We start from the raw sequence: 23,142 nt of genomic DNA on the forward strand, positions 1-23,142 counted from the left end.
CCCGCGGCGGGCGCGAGGCGGTGGTAATCACTCTCCGACCTTGCGGTCGAACTCGGTCATCAGCGCGTCGGCGGCGCTCTGCGCCTGGGCGCGCGGCACGAGCACGGCGATCTTGATCTCCGAGGTGGTGGCGCCGAGCACGTCGATACGGGCGCGTTCGAGCGCGCCGAAAAAGCGCCCGGCCACGCCGGAGGCCGCCTGCATGCCGACGCCGATGGCCGACACTTTGGCGACCTCGCCGTCGACGGTCATCGTCCAGCCGTCCAGCCCCCGCAGGGCCGCTTCCAGGGCCGGGCGGACTAGGCCCACGTCGCCGCGGATCACGGAGAACGTTACAGCCGCTTCGCCTCCCTCGGAGACGATGGTGATCATGTCGAGGTTGATGCAGCGCGCCGCCAGCTCGTTGAAGACGCGCGTGTAGAGGTGCACGTCCTCGGGCAGGCCGCGCAGGTTGACCTTGATCTGGTCGGCGTCGACGGCCACGCCGGTGACGACGGGATGCTCAAGCCATTCGGGAAGGTTTTTCACGATTCTCGTGCCTCTTTCGTCGGAAAAAGTGGAGCCGCAGTAGAGCTCCACCTGCTGCTTGTCGGCGATCTCCACGCCGCGCGAGTGCAGCACCTTGGCGCCGGAGGAGGCCATTTCGAGCATCTCTTCGTAGGTGACGTACTCCAGTTTTTTGGCCTCGGGGATGATGCGCGGGTCGCAGGCGTACACGCCGTCCACGTCGCTGTAAATTTCGCAGGGGCAGCGCAGCGCCGCGGCGATGGCGATAGCGGACGTGTCGCTGCCGCCGCGCCCGAGCGTGGTCAGGTCGCCGTTCTCCGCGACGCCCTGAAAACCCGTCGCCACGACGACGCCGCGTTCGTCAAGTTCCTTGCGGATCCGTCCGACGTCGATGTCGCGGATGCGCGCGCCGCCGTAGGCGTTGGTCGTCAGCATGCCGATCTGATAGGCGTTCATGGACAGGGCGTCGCATCCGAGGTCGCGCAGGGCCATGGCCAGCAGCGCGGCCGAGACCTGTTCGCCCGTGGCCATCAGCATGTCCATCTCGCGCTTGTAGCCGGCGCTGTTGCCGGACACGTCCGCGGCGAGGTCGATGAGGCGGTTGGTGGTCTTGCCCATGGCGGAGACGACGACGACCAGGCGTTCGCCGCTCCGGCAGCGGGCGGCGACTTTGGCGGCGACGGCGCGGATCTTGTCCGCGTCGGCCACGGACGAGCCGCCGTATTTCAGCACCGCGGTGCGGACGATCTGTGCGGGAGCCGCCATTTCCTAAAGCTCTCTCAGGGCTTCGACGACAGCCGTCTTGCCCTCGGTGCGGGAATCCACGTTTTTAATCACGCGCGCAGGCGTGCCGGCCACGACGACGCCGGCGGGAACGTCGGCGGTGACGACCGCGCCCGCGGCGACGACGGATCCGGCCCCGACGCGGACGCCTTCGAGCACGACGGCGTTGGCGCCGACGAGCACGCCGTCTTCGATGACGACCGGCTGGGCGCTGGCGGGTTCGACCACGCCGGCGATCACCGCGCCGGCGCCGATGTGGCAGTTTTTGCCCACCTGCGCGCGTCCGCCGAGCACGGCGTTCATGTCGATCATCGCGCCTTCGCCGACCGAAGCGCCGATGTTGATCACCGCCCCCATCATCACCACGGCGTTTCTGCCGATCTCCACCATGTCGCGGATCACCGCGCCGGGTTCGATGCGGGCTTCGTAGCGGGTCAGGTCGGCGAGCGGCACGGCGCTGTTGCGCGCGCAAACTTCCACCTCGCAGTCCTCGATACGGTCGCCGTTGGCTTCCAGAACTTTGAGGATCTCGGGCAGGTCGCCCTTGACGGTGCCGAAGCTGGAACTGCCCACGAAGTGCAGCGCGCCCCACTCGACGTCTTTGAGATCGCCGGCCACGAAAGCGCGGGCGACGGTGCGTTTTTTCGACTCCTTGATGAGGCGGATCACTTCTTCTGTGTTCATCGCGAAAACTCCTTCATGACGGCGCGCTCAGCCGCGCACCACGTCTTCGAATGTGAACAGGCCCTTGTCCTTCGTCAGCGCGAAACGCGCGGCCCTGACCGCGCCGATGGCGAAGACGCTGCGGCTGATGGCGTGATGGCGGACGCTGAGCGTCTCGCCCTCGTTGCCGAACAGGGCCTCGTGGTCGCCCGGCAGGCCGCCGAGGCGGAAGGAGTGCATGGGCACGTCGCGCCCCAGCGCTTTGCCCAGCATCAGCGCCGTGCCGGAGGGCGCGTCTTTCTTGTGGACGTGGTGCGCCTCGGCGATCTCGGCGTCCCAGTCGGCCAGCAGCGGCGCGTACTCGCGCAGGATCATGGCCATGACGGCGATGCCGATGGAATAATTGAAGCTCTGTACGACCGGAACTTCCTCGGCGAGGCCGCGCAACGCGGCCATGTGCCCGTCGTTCAGCGCCGTGGTGCCCATGACCAGCGCGCTTTTGTGGCGGCGGCACAGCTCGACGGTGCGCGGCAGGACGGCGGCGGACGAAAAGTCGAAGATAACGCGCGGCGTGCCGTCGCAGGTCTCGCCCTCGTCCCAGACGCGGAGACAGGGAGTCCCGCCGGCGGCGGCCGCGATCTCGCGCCCCATGCGCCCGGTGGAGCCGATCACGCCATAGGGAACGGAGAGCGCCATTATTCGGCCTCCAGCGCGCCCAGTTCGAGCAGGTCGGCGCGCACCAGCTCGCGCGTTCTTTCGCCGGCGGGCACCAGCGGCAGACGCAGCTCGTCGCGGCACAGTCCCAGCTCGCCGGCGGCGAACTTGACGGGGATCGGGTTGGACTCGTTGAAGAGATCCTTCATCAGCGGCAGCAGCCGCAGATGCAGCCGGCGCGCCGCCGCCACGTCGCCGCCGAGCGCGGCGTCGATCATCGCCACGGTCTGCGCGGGCAGCACGTTGGACAGCACGGAGATGACGCCGTCGCCGCCGCAGCAGACGAGGTGGAAGGCCTGGTCGTCGTTGCCCGACCAGACGCGGAAGTCGGGACGCACGACCCGCAGCGAGCGGATCAGGCTGTCGCACTGGTACTGGTTGCCGCTGGCTTCTTTGACGCCGACGATGTTCTCGATCCGGGCCAGGCGCAGCGCCGTTTCCGGCGCCAGATTGACGCCCGTGCGCCCGGGCACGTTGTACAAAATCACGGGGATCCTCACGGACTCGGCCACGGTGCGGAAATGCCGGTACAGTCCTTCCTGGTTGGGCTTGTTGTAGAAAGGCGTCACCACCAGCGCGCCGTCGGCGCCCAGCTCCTCGGCGCGGCGCGACAGGTCGACGGTCGTCGCCGTGTTGTTGGTGCCCGTGCCGATGATCACGGGGATTCGCCCGTCCACCGTGCGCAGCGCGAAGGAGATCACCTCGTCGCGCTCCGCGGGCGTCAGCGTCGCCGCCTCGCCCGTGGTGCCGAGCACGATCAGCGCGTCGACGCCGTTTTCCACCTGAAAGTTCAAAAGCTCGCCCAGCGCGTCGAAGTCGACGGCTCCGTTGCGGAAAGGCGTGATCAGCGCGGTGCCTGTACCTCTGAACATGAAAATGCACTCCTTTGCGTGAAAGTCTTCTTAAAAACAAAAGCAACCACGGAGAAACGGCGGAGCGGGGAAAAACAAAAATACCGGAAAAACACGGCGGCGCGCCGCCGTCGGACGCGCGAAAAAAGGAAACTCTTTCTCCGCCGCGAAAATCAGATGACGATAAACTCAGCAACTCCAAAGGGTGAAAAAGCAAAACGCGAAAAATGTTCCACGTGGAACATTTTCCCATGAACGGCGAACCGCTCAGCGCACGCCGTTCAGCGCCGCATGACGGAGCAGGATGCGCACGGCGTTGGTGGCCGCGCCCACGCGCACGTTGTCGGCCACGTTCCACTGCAAAAAATGCGTGTCGTCGAAGCTGCGCACGCGGCTGACGAACGTCACGTCCGTGCCCGCGGCGTCCACCGCGGGCGTGACCACGGGCTCGTCGCTGACGGTCACGTGCTCCTGCGTTCGCATCACTTCGAGCAGTTTTTCGATCGTGCCGAAGGGTTCGCGCGTCTCCGCGAAGACCGCTTCGCTGTGGCCGTACAGCACCGGCACGCGCACCGTCGTGGGCCAACACATGATCGAACCGTCGCGCAGGATCTTGCGCGGCTCGTCGACCATCTTCATCTCTTCCTTGGTGAAGCCGTTGTCCAAAAACGCGTCGATCTGCGGCACCACGTTGCGGTGGATCGGCGCCGCGAACTTCTCGTATTTCGTGCCGCCGCGCTCCTGCGCCAGCAGCTCGTCGATGCCGCGCCGTCCCGCGCCGCTGACGGCCTGGTACGTGCTGACGACGATGTTTTTGAGGCCGAAGCGCTCGTGCACCTTGTACAGCCCCAGCACCATCTGGATCGTCGAACAGTTGGGATTGGCGATAATGCCGCGGTAGCCCGCGAGCAGATCGCCGTTGATTTCCGGCACCACCAGCAGCTTTTCCGGATCCATGCGCCAGCGCGAGCTGTTGTCGATCACCACCGCGCCGCGCGACGCGGCGACGGGGGCGAACCACGCCGACAGCTCCGACCCCGCCGACATGATCACGTAATCGAACGTCCCGGCGGGGACCCACTCCTTCGTCAATCCCTCGACCGCCACGCGGCGGCCGGCGAACTCCAGTTCCCTTCCCGCGCTGCGGGGCGAAGCGAAAAAGCGGATCGTCCCGGGGCGGACTCCCTGCTCCTCCAAAACGCGGACCATCGTGCGGCCGACTTCGCCCGTCGCACCTACCACCGCCAGTTTCATTTTACCCGACTCCTCCCTGTGAAAAAAGCGTTTCAATTTTTCTGCGATTGAAATTTCGGCTCAAAAACGGCGCATCTCCGTGCGCCCGAAACTGAACGCACAGGGACGCGCCGTTCAGCCTCCAGCACGCGGTACCACCCTGCTTGGGCGCGATTTCGCGCCGCCGCGCACGGTGTACCGCCATACTAAAAAAACTCGCCCCCACATCGTTCTGTAGGGACGAGCCATCACAGTCTCGCGGTACCACCCTGCTTGGACGCATTCCATCTCACGCCCCGCTTGGACCCCGGTCACGGAGGGTCAGTTCGGGAAATGTACTCCGGCACACAAGCCTTTCCATTCCGGCTCCCCGGGCCTTGCTCCTCAAAAAAATCGCGCTGAAAGCCCTTTCAGCCTGCGGGGCTTCCTCTCTGGCACGGCGACACGCTCTTCAAGGAGATCCGGTTCAACGCCTTTATATCGCTCTTCAGTTATGGGTGAAATTATAGCCTCATTTCTCAAACTGTCAAGGGAGAAAATTCTCACGATTTTGAAAATATCACGCCGCCGCATGCAGGTGCCCCGCCCGGGCGATGCTGCGCTTCATCCAGCCGCTGCAGAAATAGTACAGCACGAACAACGCCGCCGTCTGCGCCCAGCTGATCGGATAGCTCCAGGCCACGACGCGGATGTCCCAGTGCGAGGGCACCACCAGCCACATCCAGGCCAGCCGGAACGCGCACACGCCGACGGCCATGATCGCCGTGGGGGCCAGCGAATCGCCCGTGCCGCGGATGCCGCCGGAGATCGTCTCCACCACCACGTAGGAGAAATACCACGGCACCATCAGCCGCATCAGCATGAGCCCCTGGCCGATGACCTGCGGATCGTCGGTGAAAATGCGGAACCAGAACTCGCCGCCCGACAGGAATGCCGTCACGATGATCCCCGTGGCGACGAAAGCCATCAGCGAGCAGACGCGGATGCTGCGGATCACGCGGCCGTAGCGCCGCGCCCCGAAGTTCTGTCCCGAGAACGTCGACAGCGCCATGCCGAATGCCGACATCACCATCCAGTAGAGCGCGTCGATCTTGCCCAGCGTCGCCCAGGCCGCCACCACGTCCACGCCGAACTTGTTGGTGACCGCCTGAATGATGACGTTGGAAAACGAGTACATCGTCGCCTGGATCCCCGTCGGCAGACCGATACGGATGATGTTCTGCAGCAGCAGCCAGTCGCAGCGCAGCTTGCGGAGCTCCAGCCGGAACGGCCCCGATTCGCGCGCCAGCAGCCACCACACGCCCGCGGCGCAGAATCCCTGCGAGAGGATCGTGGCGTAGGCCACGCCGTCCACGCCGCAGTTATAACGCACGATCAGCAGCAGATCGGCGGCGAGATTGACCGCCGTGCCGCCCGCCAGCAGATAGAACGGGCGCTTCGAGTCGCCCTTGGCGCGCAAAATCCCCGAGCCCATGTTGTACAGCAGCGAGGGAACGATGCCCGCGAAGTAAATGCGCAGATACGACACGGCGTGAGGCATCACGTCCGGCGGCGTGCGCATCTTTTCCAGCGTCCACCCCGCGGCCGTCACGCCCAGGACCGTCATCGCCGCGCCGGCCGCCAGCGCCAGAACCATCGCCGTGTGCACCGCACGCGACGTGCGTTCCGGGTCGCCGGCGCCGAAAAACTGCGCGATCACCACCGTGGCGCCCGTCGACAGCCCGGCGAAAAAGCCCACCAGCAGCGCGATCACCGTGCTCGTCGGGCCGCCCACGGCCGCCAGCGCCACCTTGCCCACGTAGCGGCCGACCACGACCGCGTCGACCGTGTTGTACAGCTGCTGAAAAAACGTGCCCAGCATGATCGGGAAGAAAAAGGCCAGCAGCTGCTTCCAGATCACGCCCTCGACGATTTGATTGTTCCCGCGCTCCATACGATTCACCCGATTTCATAAACGACGCTCGCGCCCGCAAAAACATAATTGATTATTTTATCACTGCAACGCCGCCGCACTGAAAGAGTTAAGTCGTTCAAGACTTTTTATACCTTGCCAAGCGAAAAAAACAACGACGCCGCCCGCGCCGGACAGAACAAGAAAACGCTCTCCCGCGACACTGTCGGGAGAGCGTTTTCTTGTTCTCAATTCGCTGTCGGCGATTCTTTCCCCGCCCGAACTTACAGTTCGGCGCCTTCGCTCTTGGCGACCACCGTCGCCACGGCCGCGTCGCCGGTGATGTTCAGCGACGTACGGATCATGTCGAGCACCGCGTCGATGCCGGCGATCATGGCCACGCCTTCCATGGGCAAGCCGGCCTGGGTGGTGACGAGGGTGAGCATGATCAGCCCGCCGCCGGGAACGCCGGCCGTGCCGATCGAACCGAGCGTGGCGGTGACGAGAATGCCGAGCTGGGCCGTCAGACTCAGCGGGATGCCGAAGGCCTGGGCGATGAACAGCGCGCAGACGCCCTGATACAGCGCCGTGCCGTCCATGTTGATCGTCGCCCCCAAGGGCAGCACGAAGGACGCCACCTTGTCGGGAACACCCATGTTATGGCAGCACTCCATCGTGACGGGCAGCGTGCCCGAGCTGGAGCGCGTGACGAACGCCGTCAGGCTGGCTTCCTTGATGCCCTTGAAGAACCACAGCGGGCTCTTGCGCGCAAAAACGGCGACCAGCCCGGAATAGACGAGCACGGCGTGCAGGATGCAGCCGATGTAGACGGCGCCGATGACTTTTATGAAGGGGAGCAGCACCGCGGCGCCGTACTTGGAAACGGTCACGGCGATCAGCGCGAAGACGCCGTAAGGCGCGAACTTCATGACGATCGCGGTCATCTTGTACATCGTCTCCGCTATCGAGTTGAAGAAGTCGAGCGCGGGCTTGCCCTTCTCTCCGGCCAGCGTCATGGAAACGCCGAGGAACAGCGCGAAGACGATGATCTGCAGCATGTTGGCATTGACCATCGACGCGAAGGCGTTCTTCGGGAACATGTTCGTCAGCACCTGCCCCAGCGAGGGCGCGGCCTTGCCTTCGACCGCCTTGGCAAGGGCGATGTCCATGCCGGCGCCCGGCTGCATGAGATTGCCCAGAGCCAGACCGATGGCGATGGCGACCGCCGTGGTGACCAGATAAAGGGCGATCGTCTTCACGCCGATGCGGCCCAGCGACTTGAGGTCGCCCAGCGACGCCACGCCGACGACGAGGCTCGACAGGACCAGCGGCACGATCAGCATGCTCAGCAGGGCCATGAAGATCTTGCCAAGGGGGTCCACATACGCCACCACATCCGGCGCGGCCATTCTGCCGAACAGGATGCCGGCGACAAAACCGATGCTGATCTGCCAAATCAAAGGAACTCCGCGTTTTTCTGCCATGAGAACCCCTCCTCAGATAAATAAAAACGATAAATAAAAGTCGCAGCAGAAACTGCTTAAATAAAATTATATAACACGGAACGGCCGATTCAATGCTGTCTTTTAATGAAAATTTCGACGGCATCCGCGAGATTTTCGTCGAAAAACATTGGGAATAGACCGCAAATTCAGAAAACCTCGCAACGTTTTATCCGCGCGGCCGGCCGGAATGCGGCGAGCCGAAAGCTTTCTTGCGCAGGAGAAAAGGAAGGCGCTATAATAAAAATCTCAAACATTCCGCGGCCGGCATGGACCTGCGGAAGCGGCGTCATTCTTTGAAGGGAGCGATGTTCCATGGACAAGAAAAAAATCGGCGAGATCATCGAATCGCGCGGCGTCCGTTACGCCGAAACGGCCGACGAGATCTGGGGCTACGCGGAGACGGCGTTTCGCGAGCACAAGTCGATGGCGGCGCAGATCCGCCTGCTCGAGGAAGAGGGGTTCAACGTGGCGACGAACGTCGGCGGCGTGGAGACGGCGTTCTGCGGCGAATGGGGCGAAGGACGCCCCGTGATCGCTTTCCTCGGCGAGTTCGACGCGCTGGCCGGGCTGAGCCAGAAGGCCGGGCTCGACCGCAGGGATCCGGAAGTCCCCGGCGGCAACGGGCACGGCTGCGGACACAATCTGCTTGGCGTCGCCTCCATCGCCGCCGCCGCGGCGCTGAAAAAAGTCATGCAGGAACAGGGACTGAAAGGCACCGTGCGCTATTACGGCTGCCCCGGCGAAGAGGGCGGCAGCGGCAAGGCCTTCATGGTCCGCGAGGGCGTCTTCGCCGACGTGGACGCCGCCGTCACCTGGCACCCGTCCAACTGCACCTTCACCGCCGGCACCTCGTCGCTGGCCAACGCGCAGATCTATTACCGCTTCCGCGGCGTCAGCGCCCACGCGGCCGCCGCGCCCCATCTCGGCCGCAGCGCCCTCGACGCCGTCGAGCTGATGAACGTGGGCGTGCAGTTTTTGCGCGAGCACGTCATTCAGGAAGCGCGCATGCACTACGCCATCACCGACGCGGGCGGCGTCTCGCCCAACGTCGTGCAGCCCTACGCGGAGGTGCTCTACCTGCTGCGCGCCCCCAAGAGCGGTCAGGTGAAGGAGATCGTCGAGCGCGTCGACCGCATCGCCCGGGGCGCGGCGCTGATGACCGACACGACGGTGGAAAAGGATTTCGTCAAATCCTGCGCCAACATCGTCAACAACGAGACGATGGAGCGCTGCCTGCAAAAAAATCTCGAATTCTTCGGCGCGCCCCATTTCGACACCGCCGACGAGGAGCTCGCGCGCAAGATCTTCGAGACCACGCCCGGGCCGGGACGCTTCGAAGACCTGGAAAAGCGCGTCAGAGGCGCCGGCGAGGCGGGACGCCGGGCCCTCGAAGAAGCCAAAAAGGATCCACTGCCGCGCCGCATCCTGCCCTACGTGCCCTCCGGCGTTCCCATGGGCGGCTCCACCGACGTGGGCGACGTCTCCTGGCAGACGCCCACGGCCCAGATCTACATGGGCACCTGGCCCAACAGCACGCCCGGCCATTCCTGGCAGGTCGTGACGGTCGGCACGTCGCCGCTGGCGCACAAGGGCATGCTCCAGGCCGGCAAGGTCATGGCCGCGGCCGGCTACGATCTGATGACCGACCCCGAGCTGCTCAAAAAAGCCCAGGACGAACTGAAAGAGCGCCTGCGGGGCGAGACCTACGTCCCCATCCCCAAGGGCGTCACACCGCGCGGCCTTTCCGGCGCGAAAAGCTGAACGCGCCCCGCCTTCTCCGCTCCGGCCGGCGGATTTTTCCCAAGGAGAGTCATCCCATGACGACCGTCGCGCTTTTTCACTGTGAAGACTACGCGCCCGCCCGGCTCGACCCGATCGTACGGGAATGTCTGTCGCTGCGCGCTTTCCCGCGCGGCGGCCGCGTGCTGGTCAAACCCAACATGCTCGCCGCCCGCGCGCCGGAGAAATGCGTGACCACGCACCCGGCGGTCGTCGATTCGGTCTGCCGCGCCCTGCTCGATCTGGGCTGCCGGCCGGTAATCGGCGACAGTCCGGGCATCGAACCCTTCGCGCTGGTGGCGAAGGCGTCGGGCATCGGCGAGGTGGGAGCGCGCCTCGGCGTGCCGGTGCAGGAACTGAGACGTTCCACGCTCTGTCCGCCGACGCCGGGACGCGTCAACAAACGGCTGGAACTTTCGGCCGACGCGCTCGAGGCCGACGCCGTCGTCAGCCTGCCCAAAATGAAAACGCACTGTCAGATGCAGCTGTCGCTGGCGGTCAAAAATCTTTTCGGCGCCGTGGTCGGCACGCGCAAGGCCCAATGGCACTACGCCGTGGGGCTGGACCGACGCCGCTTCGCCGATCTGCTGCTGGACATTTCGCTGTCGCTGCCGCCGCTGCTCTCGATCGTCGACGGCGTCATCGGCATGGAAGGGCGCGGCCCCAGCAACGGCCGGCCGCGCGCTTTCGGACTGATCGGCGCGAGCGGAGATACGGTGGCGCTCGACTCGGCGCTGTCGGCCATGATGGGGCTGCCTCCGCAGGATTTTTTTCTGCTGCAGGCGGCTCGCGTCCGCGGCTTCGCAGGCTGCGATCTGAGCGGCGTGGAATGGCGCGGCGACTTCGATCCCGCCGGCCGTTTCCCCGACGTCGACATTCCGGCGCTGGACGCGATCAGCCTCATGCCGCGCTTTATGGACCGTTTCGGGCGGCGTTTTCTCGCCTCGCGTCCCGAGCAGATCCGCGAGCGCTGCATCGCCTGCGGCCGCTGCGTCGCCGTCTGTCCCGCCGGGGCGTTGAAGCTGGAAAACGGGACGCTGTTTTTCGACTACGCCGCGTGCATCCGCTGTTACTGCTGTCACGAGATGTGTCCCCGCGACGCCGTCGCTTTCCGCGAAGGGGCGCTGATGAAGCTGTTCGCTCTGCTGAGGAAAACGCGCCGCGCCGGGCGCGGGAAAATTTGAATCCGGCGCGAAAAACCGCGAGGGCGGACGATTGGATTTTGGCCAATCGTCCGCCCTCGCGGCTCGTGATCTCTGTTCGTCTTTTCTCTTACTCTTCCGCGTAGAGGGCTTCGAGGCAGGCGCGCGCGAGGCTGCGCAGGCTGGAGATGCCCATTTCCGGCGGCAGCGAGCTGGCGTCGTAGGCAAGCGGCAGTTCCGTGCAGGCGGTGACGATCGGGGCGCGGCGGACGGCCCACAGCCTGGCGGCGATCTCGTCCATGACCGCGCCGCCGGCTTTCAGCTCGCCGGCCTTGACGTGGACGATGGCTTGGGTCGCCAGTTCGCGGACCTCTTCGCTGGCGTCGAAGAAACGGTAGCCGCGGCGCGCCGCTTCCTTCTCGTAGATGCCCGAGGCCAGCGTCGCGCCGGTGGCGATGATCCAGCAGCCGTCGGGTGCGGCTTTGACCGCGTCGGCGACGGTGGCTTCGACGATGTGGATCAGGGAGGCTCGCAGCTGGGCGCGGAACGGGTCGATGAAGATGTGCGCCGTGTTGCAGGGCACAGCCAGCAGATCGGCGCCCCAATCGCACAGCGTGTCCAGCCCTTGGCGCAGCGCGGCGGCGGGGCTTTCGCCGCGGCCGAAAAACGCCGCCGTGCGGTCGGGCGTCTGCGCGTTGGAATAGACGTAGACGACGGGGTGCTCCTGATCGCGCTTCGCCGGGGCCATGGCCGCCAGCAGACGCATGAATTCGGCCGAGGCCGCCGGGCCCATGCCGCCGTAAACGCCGAGGATTTTTCGAGGGATCATGTCGTTCACCTGCGTTTCGCAAAATTTAACGCTCGCAGAGCGCGCGCCGATTATCTTATTCCCGTTTGCGGGCGCTGTCAAACGGCCGCCGTTTGGGGGAACGGCGCGCGAGTGATAGAATAGAGGCGAAAAAAGCGCGCGGCTGGCCGGGCGCGGAAAATTCCGCACGATCAAAGGAGAAAATTCTCGTGAACGTCGATCTGAACGAAATCAACTCGCGCCTGACCGGCCTCGACGAGGCGGCGGTCAAGGCCTCGCAGGAAAGATGGAGCGTCGTCGCCAAGCCTTTGAAAAGCCTGGGGGCGCTCGAGGATCTGGTGACGCGGATCGCCGGGATCACGGGCGAGGCGCGCTTCGACATTGGCAAACGCGCGCTGGTGGTGATGTGCGCCGACAACGGCGTGATCGCGCAGGGCGTGACGCAGACGGACGAGTCGATCACGGCGCTGGTGGCCGCCGACCTGGCGAAGGGCTGTTCCTCCGCCAATCTGATGGCGCGCGTGGCGCGCGTGGACGTGATCCCCGTGGACGTGGGCGTGAAAAATCCGCCCGACGCGCCGGGGCTGATCAGCCGCCGTATTGCCGCCGGCACGCGCGACTTCACTTCCGGGCCGGCGATGACGCGCGAACAGGCGCTGCGGGCGATCGGCGTCGGCATCGAAACGGCGCGCGAGTGCCGCGAAAAGGGCTACCGCCTGATCGCCACGGGCGAGATGGGCATCGGCAACACCACGACCAGCGCCGCCGTGGCCGCCGCGCTGCTGGGCTGCGAGCCGCGCGGGATCACGGGGCGCGGGGCCGGGCTTTCGGACGAGGGGCTGAAGCGCAAGATCGCCGCGATCGAAAAGGGCATCGCCGTCAACCGCCCCGACGCAGACGACGCGCTGGACGTGCTCGGCAAGCTGGGGGGCTTCGACATCGCCGCCATGGCGGGGCTGTTCATCGGCGGCGCGCTGGCGCGCCTGCCCGTGGTGATCGACGGCGTGATCAGCGCCGTCGGCGCGCTCGTGGCGCGACGGCTGTGCCCCGGCTGCGCCTTCGCCATGATCCCCAGCCACATGTCGGCGGAACCGGCGGCCCGGCGAGTCTTCGGCGAGCTGGGGCTGGAGCCGGTGATCCGCGCCGGGATGCGCCTCGGCGAGGGCACGGGCGCGCTGTGTCTGTTCCCGCTGCTGGACATGGCCATGGCGCTCTACGACGGCCTCGTCTTCAGCGATATCGGCATGGAAGCCTACACGCCGCAGTCATAAAGTTTTTGAGGACAAATCCGCCACGAAAAAACGCCGCCGGCGACTCGCGAAAGACCAGGCGTTTTTCTCCGTTCGCCGTCATAGCCTTTGTTTCCCGCACAGGAGGGGATCGCGTGAGCAGAAAAGACGTCATGAACAAAAAGCCAGAGGAGTGCAATTATTCGTTCTTCAGCCACAAGGACTGCGAGTTCTTCCCGTGTCACAGGGGCATCGCGCCGGAGGACTTCAACTGCCTGTTCTGTTACTGTCCGCTGTACTGCCTCGGGCGCGAGTGCGGCGGCAACTTCCGCTACCTCGAAAACGGCGTCAAGGACTGTTCGAACTGCCTGATCCCGCACCGGCGCGACAGCTACGGCTACATCGCCGCGCGCTTCACGAAGATCGTCAAGGCCATGCAGGAGCGCGAGCGGGCCGCGGCAAAGGACGGAGAATGAAAATGTTCCACGTGGAACATTTTCGCGCCCGAAGCCGCACGAGGCGTCGCGAATGCTGATTTTTCTGACCGGCGCCGCCAACAGCGGCAAAAGCCGTTTTGCCGAAACGATCGCTGCGCGCTTTCCCGGCAAAAAAATTTACGCCGCGACGATGATCCCCTGCGGGGCCGAAGGCGCGGCGCGCGTCGACAGGCACCGCCGCCAGCGCGCCGGGCAGGGGTTCGTCACCGTGGAGTGTCCGCGCGGGCTCGACGAGATTTCCGCCGGGAAGAACGCGCTGGTGCTGCTCGAGGACGTGTCCAACCTGCTCGCCAACGAGATGTTCGGCCGCGGCCGCCGCGGCGCGGAGGACGAGGCGCTGCGCCAGATCGTTTCTCTCGCCGGGCGCGCCGCCGTGGTGATCGCCGTGACGATCGGCGGCGTCAGCGGCGAGGGCTGCGACGCGGCCACGAAAAATTACGCGGCCGCGCTGAACCGCCTCAACGAACGGATTGCCGCCGCGGCCGACGCGGTGATCGAAATGCGCGGCGGCGCGCCGCGGCTGCTGAAGGGAGAATGCCCATGGATTGCTTGAAACCGCTCTGGATCGCGCTGTCCACGTATTCGGCGATTCCCGTGCCGCAGTGCGGATGGGACGAAAAGTCGCTGGCCCGTTCGTTCTGTTTTCTGCCCGCGGTCGGCCTGCTGATCGGCGCGGCGCAGGGCGCGTGGCTGTGGCTGTGCTGGTTTGCCGGCTTCAATCTGCTGCTGCGCAGCGCCGTGGCCGTGGCCGTGCCGCTGCTGGTCAGCGGCGGCATCCACATGGACGGCTTCTGCGACACCATGGACGCGCTTGCATCCCATCAGCCGCCGCGGCGCTGTCTCGAGATCATGAAGGACTCGCGCGCCGGCGCGTTCGCGATTATTTACTGCGGCGTCTACCTCGTGCTCGATCTCGGGCTGGTCAGCGAGGCGGCGGGGCTGCCAGGGGTCTTCTGCCTGATCTTCACGATGTCGCGCGCCGTTTCCGTGCTGTCGGTGCTCAGCCGTAAAAACGCCCGCGGCGGCGGCATGCTGGCGCAGTTTCAGCAGCCGGCGCAGACTCTGCTGGTGCGGCGCTGCGCCTGGGGCTGGATCGTCGTCTGCGCGGTCGTGATGGATTTCTGCGACCTGTACGCCGGCACCGGCGCGCTGCTGGGGGCCGTGGCGGCGTGGTTCGCCTATCACGCCATGGCGGAGAGGCGCTTCGGCGGCATCACCGGCGACACGTCGGGATTTTTCGTGCAGACGCTCGAGCTGGCCATGCTGGCCGGCATGGCGCTGGGACAGGCCGCGGAGATCGCGAGGTTCGCGCTGTGCGGATCCTTCTGATCCGTCACGGCGCGACGGTCAGCAACCGGGCGCGTCTCTATCTCGGCCGCCGCGACGAGCCGCTTTGCGAACTCGGCGTCACGCAGGCCCGCGTCTGCGCCGCCGGACTGCCGCCGGTGGAAAAAATCTTCGTCAGCCCGCTGCGCCGCTGCCGCCAGACCGCCGCGATCCTCTTTCCGCGCCTCGAACCGGTCGTGATCGGGGCGTTCGTCGAGATCGACTTCGGCCGCTTCGAGGGGCGGTCGCACGACCAGCTCGCACGCGGCGACCCCGCCTACGCCGCCTGGCTCGAATCGCGCGGCGAAGGGCCGATCCCCGGCGGCGAAGACATGGCGGCGCTGCGGCGGCGCTGCCGCCAAGGATTTATGGACATGACCGCGCAGTCGCGCGGCTGCGGCCGTATCGCCGCGGTCGTTCACGGCGGCACGATCATGGCCGTCCTCAGCGAGTTCTGCGAGCCGCCGCGCCCCTTTTACGACGGCTTCGTGAAAAACTGCGGCGTCGTGCGCTGCGTCTGGGACGGCGCGCGCCTGCGCCTCGAAGGCGGCGACCTCGCATGACGTTCCCCGCTTCGGCGGCGGCGCTGACCGTCGGTTTCGCGCTCGATTTGCTGTGCGGCGACCCGCACGGCTTTCCCCACATCGTCGTCTTCGCCGGCAAACTGATCGCCTGGGGCGAAAAGATCCTGCGCCCGCTCTTCCCCCCCACGAAACGGGGCGAGCGCGCCGCGGGGGCCCTGCTGGCCCTGACCGTCGCCGCCGTCTGTACGGCGCTGCCGGCGCTGCTGCTGCGCGCCCTGTACGACCGTTCGTTCTGGGCCGGGCTGGCGGCGGAGAGCTTTTTCTGTTATCAGCTTTTGGCGGCGCGTTCCCTCCGCGACGAAAGCCGCAAGGTCGCCGCGGCGCTGGAAGCCGGCGACTTGCAAAGCGCGCGTTACTGGCTTTCGATGATCGTCGGGCGCGACACCGAGTTCCTCGACGAGACCGGCGTCGTCGAAGCCGCCGTCGAGACCGTGGCCGAGAACACCGCCGACGGCGTGGTCGCGCCGCTGTTCTGGATCGGACTTTTCGGCGTGCCCGGAGGCTGCTTCTGCAAGGGCGTCAACACCATGGACTCGATGATCGGCTACAAGAACGAGCGTTACCGCCGGTTCGGCACGGCCGCCGCTCGTCTCGACGACTTCGTCAACTTCGTCCCCGCCCGCCTGGCCGGGCTGCTGATGGTCGCCGCCGCCGGACTGTGCCGCTTCGACATGGCCAACGCGTGGCGGATCTTCCGCCGCGACCGCCTCAGGCACGCCAGCCCCAACTCCGCCCACGCCGAAGCCGCCTGCGCGGGGGCGCTGCGCGTCCGGCTGGCCGGCCCCGCCAGCTACGGCGGACAGGTCGAGGCCAAACCGTTCCTCGGCGATCCGCTGCGCCCCGTGGAGACCGCCGACATCGCCCGCGCCCACAAGCTCCTTTTCGCGACCGCCGCGCTCTCCTTCTTCTTCGCGCTGGCGCTGCGCCTTCTGATTGTCCGCGGCTTTCGATACTAATTTTTGATCAAAACGCTGACATAGTTTGCAGGGCGCTACGGGGGAGTCCAGTCGCTCAGGACTATCTCGACCGCTGCGCGGTCTGCGCAGCTCGCTTTGTGAATCTCCCCCGCAGCGCCCTTGCGTTCGGCTTTTTAATTAAGAAATAGTATGAGCCGCGCCGGGGTACATGCGCCGCCGTCTTTTCGACGCAGAGGCGATCGGTAAAATCCAGTTTGCGAAAGCGGGAGGACGACGATGAAAAAAATTTTGGTTACGGGCGGAACGGTATTTGTGAGCCGTTATGTCGCCGAATACTGCGCCGCGCGGGGGCATGAGGTTTTCGTGTTGAACCGGGGCACCAAAACGCAGCCGCCCGGCGTCAGCCTGATAAAGTGCGATCGTCATTCCATCGGGGACAAGCTGAGAAACATCCGTTTCGACGCGGTCGTCGACGTGACGGCGTACGACGCGCGGGACATCGTCGCTTTGACCGGCGCGTTGGGCGACTGCGGCGCTTACGTGATGATCAGCTCCAGCGCCGTCTATCCCGAAACGGGAGCGCAGCCGTTCCGGGAAGAAAGTCCGTTGGGGCCGAACAAGTTCTGGGGTGAGTACGGCGTCGGCAAGATCCTCGCGGAACGGGCGCTCCAGGAGCGCTTCCCCGGCGCGTATATTTTGCGCCCGCCGTATCTGTACGGAGAAATGAACAACGTCTACCGCGAGGCGTTCGTTTTTGAATGCGCGGAAAAAAAGCGCCCGTTCTTCCTGCCGAAGGACGGGGCGATGAGATTGCAGTTTTTCCACGTAAGGGATCTGTGCAGGTTCATTGACGTTGTTCTCGAAAAACGACCGGAACGCCATGTTTTCAACGTTGGAAACAACGATCCGATCACCGTGAAAGACTGGGCGGCCCTGTGCTATCGGATCGTCGGCCGAAAGCCCGAATACGTCGGCGTCCACGAGGACGTCGAACAGCGGAACTATTTCAGCTTTTACGATTACGAGTACCGCCTCAACGTGGAAAATCAGCGCGCGATGATGCCGGAGACGACGTCCCTGGAGGACGGGCTCGAAAGAGCGTACGCATGGTACCGCGGCAATCGGGAAAAAGTCGGCGTCAAACCGTTTATCGCTTATATCGACGAGAACTTCGGACGGATCCCGAAGTTATGATCGGCTGCCTGTACTGGCGGCAGCCGCCTCGCCCTGGAAGCTTGACTGATCCTCTTTTCGACACCTCGAGAGCCGCCGTCCGCACGGCGGCTTTTATTTTCATCGGCGCTGTGTTAGTATGACGGCAGTCCGCCCCTGCTCGGCCTGGCGTCTTTCCGAAAGCGGGGGCTATTTGGGAGGCTTCGCTTTGAAAAAATTCGACCACGGCGGAGACGTTTATTCCCGCGACGTCGATCTCGATTTCTCCGTCAATCTCAATCCGCTGGGCATGCCGCCGGCGGTGCGCGAAGCGCTGCGGGCCGGCGTCGATTCCTACGCCGCCTATCCCGACCCGCACTGCCGCGCGCTGCGGGCGGCGCTGGCCCGCGCGCTGCGCGTCGAGCCGTGGCAGCTGCTCTGCGGCAACGGCGCCGCCGATTTGATCATCCGCCTCTGCCTAGCCCGAAAGCCGGAAAAAGCGCTGCTCTGCGCGCCGACCTTTTCGGAATACGAGAAGGCCGCGCTGCTCTCCAGCGCTCGGGTGAAGAAGTTCATCCTGCGCGAGGAAGACGACTTCGCTCTCGGCGGCGGGATCCTCGGCGAATTGACGGGCTCCTACGCGCCGGACCTATTTTTCCTCTGCAATCCCAACAATCCCACGGGACAGCTGACCTGTCCCGCGCTGATCGGCCAGATCGCCGCCGTGTGCGAGAAGCGGGGCACGCTGTTCGTCGTCGACGAGTGCTTTCTTCCCTTCACCGGGGCGCCGTCGGCGCGCCCGCTGCTGAACGCGCATCCGCATCTGGTCATCGTCGATGCGTTCACCAAGTTGTACGCCATGGCTGGCCTGCGGCTGGGCTTCATGATTTCGGCCGATCGCCGGCTGGTCGAAAAGGTCGCCGCTTTCGGCCAGAGTTGGAGCGTCTCCGCCCCGGCGCAGACGGCCGGCCTCGCGGCGCTGTCCGGCGACGGGGAATGGACCGCCCGTACCCGCGCCGTCGTCGCGGCGGAACGAGCCTTCGTCCGCGCGGGGCTGCGCGAACTGGGATTCAAAGTCTACGACAGCGCCGCCAACTACATTCTCTTCCGCAGCGAGAAGCCGCTGTTCGAGCCCATGCTCGCGCAGGGCGTCCTGATCCGTTCCTGCGCCAATTACACGGGTCTCGACGAACGTTACTACCGCGTCGGCGTCAAACGGCGCGCCGAAAACGAACGGCTGCTTGCCGCCCTGCGCCGCGCGCTGGCGTGAATTTCACACTCTGCGATCGAAGAAAGAAGGAATGACCGTGAAAATGCTTCTCACTGGATTCGAGCCCTTCGGCGGCGAGACGATCAACCCCGCGCAGGAAGCGCTGGCGCTGGTGCCCGATCGGATGGGGGCGCTGGAGATCGTCAAGCTGATCCTGCCCGTCGTCTTCGGCACGTCCATCGCCGTGATCCGCGCCGCGCTGCGCGAACACCGGCCCGACGCCGTGCTCTGCGTCGGCCAGGCGGGAGGACGCATGGAAGTCACGCCCGAACGCGTGGCGCTGAACCTGAGCGATGCGCGCATCCCCGACAACGAGAACAATCGTCCCATGGACGAACCGATCTTCGCCGACGGCCCCGCCGCCTATTTCGCCACGCTGCCCGTCAAGGACATGGCCGCCGCCATCCGTATCGCCGGTCTCCCGGCGCGCGTCTCCAACACGGCCGGGCTTTTTGTCTGCAACCACGTGATGTACGGCGTGCTCTATCACCTTGCCCACGAACTGCCCGACGCCATCGGCGGCTTCATGCACGTGCCTTACGCTCCCGAACAGGCCGCCCGTCAGGCCACGGCCCAGCCTTCCATGGCCAAAGACGACATCGCCCGCGCCATCGCCGCCGCCATCGGCGCCATCGAGCGCCATCTCGCGGCGCGGCGGTAAATCTCGAACGATGGACGGGAGCATCCATTCCGTTTCGCCTCGGCGTTGACCGCCCAACGCGATCCTCGACACAAAAAAGCCGCCGCTTTCGCATCGGAAAAGCGGCGGCTTTTTTATCGAACCATGAGTCAACGCCAGATCAGCAGTTCTTCCACGGACTTGCGCGGGCGCGCGGCGGGCGTTTCGGCGGGGCGTCCCAAAGCGATCAGCGCGGAAACCGACTGCCCCTCGGGCAGGCCGGCGAGACGGCAGACGTCGTCGTTGTCGAAGACGCCCATGATCACCGTTCCCAAACCGGCTTCATGCGCGGCAAGACAGAAGGCCTCGGCGGCCAGGCCGGCGTCGAACGACTGCCAGTGGCTGCCCTTGGAGGTGGACGGCACGCCGTCCTTGTCATAACCGCTGACGCCGTCGAGCGTTATGAGCAAGATCAACGCGGGCGCGCCGGCGACGATCTGCGCGTTCCGCTCGAAGCCCATCAGTCCCTCGGCGGCGATCCGGCCTTTCAGGGCCGGATCGAGCACGGCCATGTAACGTACCGTCTGCGAGTTCTTCCACGTCGGGGCGAAACGCGCCGTGTCCACGATGCGCTCGATCTCTTCCTTTGCCACGGGCGCGTCCGAAAATCTGCGCACGCTGCGGCGCCCTCTGATGCATTCGAGAGCTTCCATAGGTCCCGCCTCCTTTGCGTTTTTGACGATTTCAGCGTCCGGCTCGTCGCCGGACGACCGTCGCGGATGTTCCACGTGGAACATCCTTTCCGCGCGGCGCACGATGATCCGGTGGGCATCATGCGCCGCGCGCCCTTTGAATATTTTCCGGCGAAAAGTTTTCGCCGTTATTTGCCGATGCAGAAGCGGCCGAAAATCTCGTGCAGCAAGTCTTCGTCGCGGTCGCCGCCGAGGATGCGGGAGAGCGAGCGGCGGGCGTCGCCGACGCAGCCGGAAACGAGCGCCTGATCGAGACCGTCGCCGAGAGCTTTCAGTCCCGTGCCGACGCTGGCGATGGCGCCGCGCAGCTCCTCTACCTGGCGCGAGCTGGCATTCAGGCCCGTATCGAGCGCGCCGGTGCCGGAGACAAGGCCGACGAGGGATTCCTTCAGTTCGTCGAGGCGCAGTCCCTTGGCCGCCGACACGGAAATCACCGTGCTGGCGGGGATCAGGGCCGTCAGCGAGGCTTCGCTGATCTGCTGCGGCAGGTCAGCCTTGTTGAGGACGACGAGGTGCGGCGTGTCGGCCAGCTCGTGGACGCGGTCCACGTCTTCCTGATGGAGCGGTTCGCTGCCGTCGATGACCCAGACGCAGACATCGGCCTCTTTCATGGCGGCGCGGGCGCGCTCGACGCCGATGGCTTCCACTTCGTCGTGATAGTTCTCGGTGATGCCGGCGGTGTCGACGAGGCGCAACGGGATGCCGCGGTAGGTCAGCACGGCTTCAATGACGTCGCGCGTGGTGCCGGGGATGGCGGTGACGATGGCGCGCGACTCCTTGAGCAGCGCGTTGAGCAGCGACGACTTGCCGGCGTTGGGGCGGCCGACGATGGCGACGCGGATGCCCTCGCGCAGGATGACGCCGGAAGAGCAGCGCTCGAGCAGATCCGCCAGCGACTGGCGCACGACCTCGAGGCGGCCGGCCAGCGACTCGTCGGCGACGTAGGGCACGTCTTCCTCGGGAAAGTCGAGGCCGACTTCGATCTCGGCACCGAGGGAGGTCAGTTCTTCATAGATCTCGCCGACGGCGCGCGTCAGCTCGCCGTCCAGCGTACGGTTGGCGGCGCGCAGGGCCTCGTTGCTGCGGGCCTGGATCAGCGCGCCGACGGCTTCGGCCTGCGAGAGGTCGAGGCGGCCGTTTTCGAAGGCGCGGCGGGTGTACTCGCCGGGCAGGGCCATGCGCGCGCCGCCGGAAATCAGCAGCTCGAGGCAGCGCTGCGCCGCCAGGCTGCCGCCGTGGCAGTGCAGTTCCACCAGATCTTCGCCGGTGTAACTGTGGGGCGCACGAAACGGCAGCACGAGGATGTGGTCGATCTCCTCGCCCGCTTCGTCGAGCAGCACGGCGTTGCGCGCGAAACGCGCTTTCAGCGGCGCCTCGGTCTGAAGACGCACCTGGCGCTGCGCGATCGACCAGGAATCGGGGCCCGAAAGCCGCACAATGGCAATGCCGCTGTTTCCCCAAGCCGTCGAAATTGCCGCGATCGTGTCTCCGAACACAATGGTCACCTCCCCGAAAGAGTCGCCTTGCTTTCTCGTCTCCAACTTCCCGGTTTTATTATAGCAGAGCGCAAATTCATTATGACGATTTTAGTTAAAAAATCAAGAGCCGCAAATTTTCACCGCGCCAGCGAGTCGGCGATGAAGCGGGGCGCAAATTCCGCCAGCGCCACCCGCGAGCCGCAGAGGCCGTGCGCGGCGGGATAAACGGCCAAGCGGCGCAGCGCGCCGCCACGGCAGTTTTGCAAGCTTGCCCACAGCCGCCCCATCATCGGCTCAAAAGGCGCGACGGTATCGGCCGTGCCGGCGGCACAGCAGACGTCCATGTCCTTCACGGCGTCGAAGGCGTTTTCGAAACTCCAGTCCCGCACGGAACGCACGTTTTCAAAGAGCGCTTCGGGGCCGTCGGAGTTCAGCACGGAACCGCTTTTCAGCAGTTCCTTCAACGGCCGCGGCTCGCCTTCGCGCAGGAAATACGTGGGATCATAGGGAGCTATCAGAATGAGCCCGCGCAGCCACGCCAGCCGACGGGCCGCGTTCAGGCTCGTCCAGCCGCCGACGCTGTGCCCGGCCAGGAAGACCGCTTCGGGATCGATGTTGTGCCTCCGTCCCGTTTCGCCGCAGCGCGCTTCGTTCGCCAAGGCCACGGCGTCTTCGACGCAGTGAGTGAACGTGTATGTGCCCCGACTACCCCAGGCGCCGCGATGGTGCGGCACGATAACGACGCAGCCGATGCGGCGCAAAGCCTGCGCCAGATCGTCGTTGCGTCCCGTGCCGGGGAAGCCGTGCAGCAGGATCACGCCGGGGCGCGCCCTTCTGAAGCTGCCGTCGGGCCACATCACCTGGCCATAGATATGTCCGCCGTCCACGGCCAGGTCGATGGCGTCGTAATCGGCAGGCGCAACGCCGTCTTCGCACGGTTTGTCCTTCGTCAGCCAGCGCAGGTCGACGCGCCCGTTTCCGCTCGATTCGTCCATACGGATCGCCCCTTTTCGGCAGCGTCTCCTCCCGAGACGCGCCCTTGTGATCTGTTCTTCATCAGATATACCGCGCCGCGTCCGCGCGGTCAAGTACGGACGAACGCTTTTCCGGTAAATTTTCAGAGTAAATGCAACCTCGTCAAAGTAAATGCGACGGGGTTGCATTTACTTTGACAGGACAAAAGCAGCAAGCAGTCATTACGAACACATAATAACGATCAAGATTGCGCTAACGGAACAAATTCAAGGGGATGAAAAGCTGTTACGAGGAAATTGTCCGAAAAAAGTGCATACAAAAGTGATCCTCAACTGAAAGCAAAATTTTCAGTTCAGAGTTAATGCAATCAAGAAATTAAAAAGGAGCCGTTATTTACCGGCGAGAAGAGTCCGCTTTAAACAGATATCCTGTGGCGGAATAAGTTCGAGTCCGAGTAAATGCAATAC

22 protein-coding genes are annotated in these 23,142 nt (G+C 65.1%); 11 read left to right on the forward strand and 11 right to left on the reverse strand.

Going from position 1 to position 23,142, the window contains the following annotated elements:
* Positions 1–27 precede the first annotated feature (27 nt).
* The 7 genes from B0D78_RS07910 to B0D78_RS07940 all read right to left on the reverse strand — a co-directional run bounded on the left by B0D78_RS07910 (position 28) and on the right by B0D78_RS07940 (position 8,126).
* Positions 28–1,272, reverse strand: coding sequence for an aspartate kinase (locus B0D78_RS07910; protein WP_078016432.1), 1,245 nt, complete (start codon positions 1,270–1,272; stop codon positions 28–30).
* A gap of 3 nt (positions 1,273–1,275) precedes the next feature.
* Positions 1,276–1,974: a 2,3,4,5-tetrahydropyridine-2,6-dicarboxylate N-acetyltransferase gene (gene dapD, locus B0D78_RS07915; protein WP_078016433.1), complete on the reverse strand. Its 699-nt coding sequence runs from the start codon at positions 1,972–1,974 to the stop codon at positions 1,276–1,278.
* A 27-nt stretch (positions 1,975–2,001) separates the two neighbouring features.
* Entirely contained in the window at positions 2,002–2,649 is a 648-nt protein-coding gene (locus tag B0D78_RS07920) for a 4-hydroxy-tetrahydrodipicolinate reductase (protein WP_078016434.1), read from the reverse strand.
* Positions 2,649–3,539, reverse strand: a complete 891-nt coding sequence (gene dapA / locus B0D78_RS07925; protein WP_078016435.1) for a 4-hydroxy-tetrahydrodipicolinate synthase — start codon at positions 3,537–3,539, stop codon at positions 2,649–2,651. The genes B0D78_RS07920 and dapA overlap by 1 nt, the downstream gene beginning before the upstream one ends.
* Positions 3,540–3,785: 246 nt before the next feature.
* Positions 3,786–4,772: an aspartate-semialdehyde dehydrogenase gene (locus B0D78_RS07930; RefSeq protein WP_078016436.1), complete on the reverse strand. Its 987-nt coding sequence runs from the start codon at positions 4,770–4,772 to the stop codon at positions 3,786–3,788.
* A 538-nt stretch (positions 4,773–5,310) separates the two neighbouring features.
* Positions 5,311–6,684, reverse strand: a complete 1,374-nt coding sequence (locus B0D78_RS07935) for an MATE family efflux transporter (protein ID WP_168170060.1) — start codon at positions 6,682–6,684, stop codon at positions 5,311–5,313.
* 242 nt (positions 6,685–6,926) lie between these two features.
* A complete protein-coding gene (locus tag B0D78_RS07940; protein WP_078016438.1) occupies positions 6,927–8,126 on the reverse strand; it encodes a dicarboxylate/amino acid:cation symporter in 1,200 nt (399 codons plus the stop codon).
* 333 nt (positions 8,127–8,459) lie between these two features.
* Here B0D78_RS07940 and B0D78_RS07945 point away from each other — a divergent pair, with 333 nt between their 5' ends.
* Together B0D78_RS07945 and B0D78_RS07950 are read left to right on the forward strand one after the other, a co-directional pair.
* Complete coding sequence (locus tag B0D78_RS07945; RefSeq protein ID WP_078016439.1) at positions 8,460–9,908, forward strand: M20 family metallopeptidase; 1,449 nt, start codon at positions 8,460–8,462, stop codon at positions 9,906–9,908.
* A 56-nt stretch (positions 9,909–9,964) separates the two neighbouring features.
* A complete protein-coding gene (locus B0D78_RS07950) occupies positions 9,965–11,110 on the forward strand; it encodes a DUF362 domain-containing protein (RefSeq protein WP_078016440.1) in 1,146 nt (381 codons plus the stop codon).
* An 88-nt stretch (positions 11,111–11,198) separates the two neighbouring features.
* Here B0D78_RS07950 and B0D78_RS07955 read toward each other — a convergent pair whose 3' ends face one another.
* Positions 11,199–11,897, reverse strand: a complete 699-nt coding sequence (locus B0D78_RS07955; RefSeq protein ID WP_168170061.1) for an aspartate/glutamate racemase family protein — start codon at positions 11,895–11,897, stop codon at positions 11,199–11,201.
* A 188-nt stretch (positions 11,898–12,085) separates the two neighbouring features.
* Between B0D78_RS07955 and cobT the strand changes: the two genes are divergently transcribed.
* The 9 genes from cobT to pcp all read left to right on the forward strand — a co-directional run bounded on the left by cobT (position 12,086) and on the right by pcp (position 19,512).
* Positions 12,086–13,147, forward strand: a complete 1,062-nt coding sequence (gene cobT / locus B0D78_RS07960) for a nicotinate-nucleotide--dimethylbenzimidazole phosphoribosyltransferase (RefSeq protein ID WP_078016441.1) — start codon at positions 12,086–12,088, stop codon at positions 13,145–13,147.
* Between the two features lie 113 nt (positions 13,148–13,260).
* On the forward strand, positions 13,261–13,581 hold the full coding sequence (locus tag B0D78_RS07965; protein ID WP_078016442.1) for a cysteine-rich small domain-containing protein: 321 nt from the start codon (positions 13,261–13,263) through the stop codon (positions 13,579–13,581).
* Positions 13,582–13,633: 52 nt separating this feature from the next.
* Positions 13,634–14,155 carry a bifunctional adenosylcobinamide kinase/adenosylcobinamide-phosphate guanylyltransferase gene (locus B0D78_RS07970; RefSeq protein ID WP_078016443.1) on the forward strand — a complete coding sequence of 174 codons (522 nt, stop codon included), beginning with the start codon at positions 13,634–13,636 and terminating at the stop codon, positions 14,153–14,155.
* On the forward strand, positions 14,143–14,931 hold the full coding sequence (locus B0D78_RS07975; protein ID WP_168170062.1) for an adenosylcobinamide-GDP ribazoletransferase: 789 nt from the start codon (positions 14,143–14,145) through the stop codon (positions 14,929–14,931). Before B0D78_RS07970 ends, B0D78_RS07975 begins: the two co-directional genes overlap by 13 nt.
* Entirely contained in the window at positions 14,916–15,491 is a 576-nt protein-coding gene (locus tag B0D78_RS07980; RefSeq protein ID WP_158606288.1) for a histidine phosphatase family protein, read from the forward strand. Before B0D78_RS07975 ends, B0D78_RS07980 begins: the two co-directional genes overlap by 16 nt.
* Entirely contained in the window at positions 15,488–16,468 is a 981-nt protein-coding gene (gene cbiB, locus B0D78_RS07985) for an adenosylcobinamide-phosphate synthase CbiB (RefSeq protein WP_078016446.1), read from the forward strand. The genes B0D78_RS07980 and cbiB overlap by 4 nt, the downstream gene beginning before the upstream one ends.
* 237 nt (positions 16,469–16,705) lie before the next feature.
* Complete coding sequence (locus B0D78_RS07990) at positions 16,706–17,623, forward strand: NAD-dependent epimerase/dehydratase family protein (RefSeq protein ID WP_078016447.1); 918 nt, start codon at positions 16,706–16,708, stop codon at positions 17,621–17,623.
* Between the two features lie 118 nt (positions 17,624–17,741).
* Positions 17,742–18,851 (forward strand): pyridoxal phosphate-dependent aminotransferase, encoded by a 1,110-nt coding sequence (locus B0D78_RS07995; RefSeq protein WP_078016448.1) that lies wholly within the window; start codon positions 17,742–17,744, stop codon positions 18,849–18,851.
* 43 nt (positions 18,852–18,894) lie between these two features.
* Positions 18,895–19,512, forward strand: a complete 618-nt coding sequence (gene pcp / locus B0D78_RS08000; RefSeq protein ID WP_240496145.1) for a pyroglutamyl-peptidase I — start codon at positions 18,895–18,897, stop codon at positions 19,510–19,512.
* Positions 19,513–19,640: 128 nt separating this feature from the next.
* On the opposite strand, the gene B0D78_RS08005 is transcribed toward pcp, so the two are convergent.
* From B0D78_RS08005 to B0D78_RS08015, 3 genes are all read right to left on the reverse strand, one after another.
* The gene (locus tag B0D78_RS08005; protein ID WP_078016449.1) at positions 19,641–20,183 is read right to left on the reverse strand and encodes a nitroreductase family protein; all 543 of its coding nucleotides are present in this window, start codon (positions 20,181–20,183) and stop codon (positions 19,641–19,643) included.
* A gap of 167 nt (positions 20,184–20,350) precedes the next feature.
* Positions 20,351–21,718, reverse strand: coding sequence for a tRNA uridine-5-carboxymethylaminomethyl(34) synthesis GTPase MnmE (gene mnmE, locus B0D78_RS08010; RefSeq protein ID WP_078016450.1), 1,368 nt, complete (start codon positions 21,716–21,718; stop codon positions 20,351–20,353).
* A 119-nt stretch (positions 21,719–21,837) separates the two neighbouring features.
* Entirely contained in the window at positions 21,838–22,695 is an 858-nt protein-coding gene (locus B0D78_RS08015) for an alpha/beta hydrolase family protein (RefSeq protein ID WP_168170063.1), read from the reverse strand.
* Positions 22,696–23,142: the final 447 nt, after the last annotated feature.

Source organism: Pyramidobacter sp. C12-8 (assembly GCF_002007215.1).
Taxonomy (GTDB): domain Bacteria; phylum Synergistota; class Synergistia; order Synergistales; family Dethiosulfovibrionaceae; genus Pyramidobacter.

Excerpts from the sequence above, each read along its gene's own strand:
- B0D78_RS07940 (WP_078016438.1), bottom strand. The coding sequence starts at position 8,126 with ATGGCAGAAAAACGCGGAGTTCCTTTGATTTGGCAGATCAGCATCGGT.
- B0D78_RS07920 (WP_078016434.1), bottom strand. The coding sequence starts at position 2,649 with ATGGCGCTCTCCGTTCCCTATGGCGTGATCGGCTCCACCGGGCGCATG.
- B0D78_RS07970 (WP_078016443.1), top strand. The coding sequence starts at position 13,634 with ATGCTGATTTTTCTGACCGGCGCCGCCAACAGCGGCAAAAGCCGTTTT.
- B0D78_RS07955 (WP_168170061.1), bottom strand. The coding sequence starts at position 11,897 with ATGATCCCTCGAAAAATCCTCGGCGTTTACGGCGGCATGGGCCCGGCG.
- B0D78_RS07995 (WP_078016448.1), top strand. The coding sequence starts at position 17,742 with ATGACGGCAGTCCGCCCCTGCTCGGCCTGGCGTCTTTCCGAAAGCGGG.
- dapA (WP_078016435.1), bottom strand. The coding sequence starts at position 3,539 with ATGTTCAGAGGTACAGGCACCGCGCTGATCACGCCTTTCCGCAACGGA.
- B0D78_RS07945 (WP_078016439.1), top strand. The coding sequence starts at position 8,460 with ATGGACAAGAAAAAAATCGGCGAGATCATCGAATCGCGCGGCGTCCGT.
- B0D78_RS08015 (WP_168170063.1), bottom strand. The coding sequence starts at position 22,695 with ATGGACGAATCGAGCGGAAACGGGCGCGTCGACCTGCGCTGGCTGACG.
- B0D78_RS07930 (WP_078016436.1), bottom strand. The coding sequence starts at position 4,772 with ATGAAACTGGCGGTGGTAGGTGCGACGGGCGAAGTCGGCCGCACGATG.
- B0D78_RS07910 (WP_078016432.1), bottom strand. The coding sequence starts at position 1,272 with ATGGCGGCTCCCGCACAGATCGTCCGCACCGCGGTGCTGAAATACGGC.
- B0D78_RS07950 (WP_078016440.1), top strand. The coding sequence starts at position 9,965 with ATGACGACCGTCGCGCTTTTTCACTGTGAAGACTACGCGCCCGCCCGG.
- dapD (WP_078016433.1), bottom strand. The coding sequence starts at position 1,974 with ATGAACACAGAAGAAGTGATCCGCCTCATCAAGGAGTCGAAAAAACGC.
- B0D78_RS07990 (WP_078016447.1), top strand. The coding sequence starts at position 16,706 with ATGAAAAAAATTTTGGTTACGGGCGGAACGGTATTTGTGAGCCGTTAT.
- B0D78_RS08005 (WP_078016449.1), bottom strand. The coding sequence starts at position 20,183 with ATGGAAGCTCTCGAATGCATCAGAGGGCGCCGCAGCGTGCGCAGATTT.
- B0D78_RS07975 (WP_168170062.1), top strand. The coding sequence starts at position 14,143 with ATGGATTGCTTGAAACCGCTCTGGATCGCGCTGTCCACGTATTCGGCG.
- pcp (WP_240496145.1), top strand. The coding sequence starts at position 18,895 with ATGCTTCTCACTGGATTCGAGCCCTTCGGCGGCGAGACGATCAACCCC.
- cbiB (WP_078016446.1), top strand. The coding sequence starts at position 15,488 with ATGACGTTCCCCGCTTCGGCGGCGGCGCTGACCGTCGGTTTCGCGCTC.
- B0D78_RS07935 (WP_168170060.1), bottom strand. The coding sequence starts at position 6,684 with ATGGAGCGCGGGAACAATCAAATCGTCGAGGGCGTGATCTGGAAGCAG.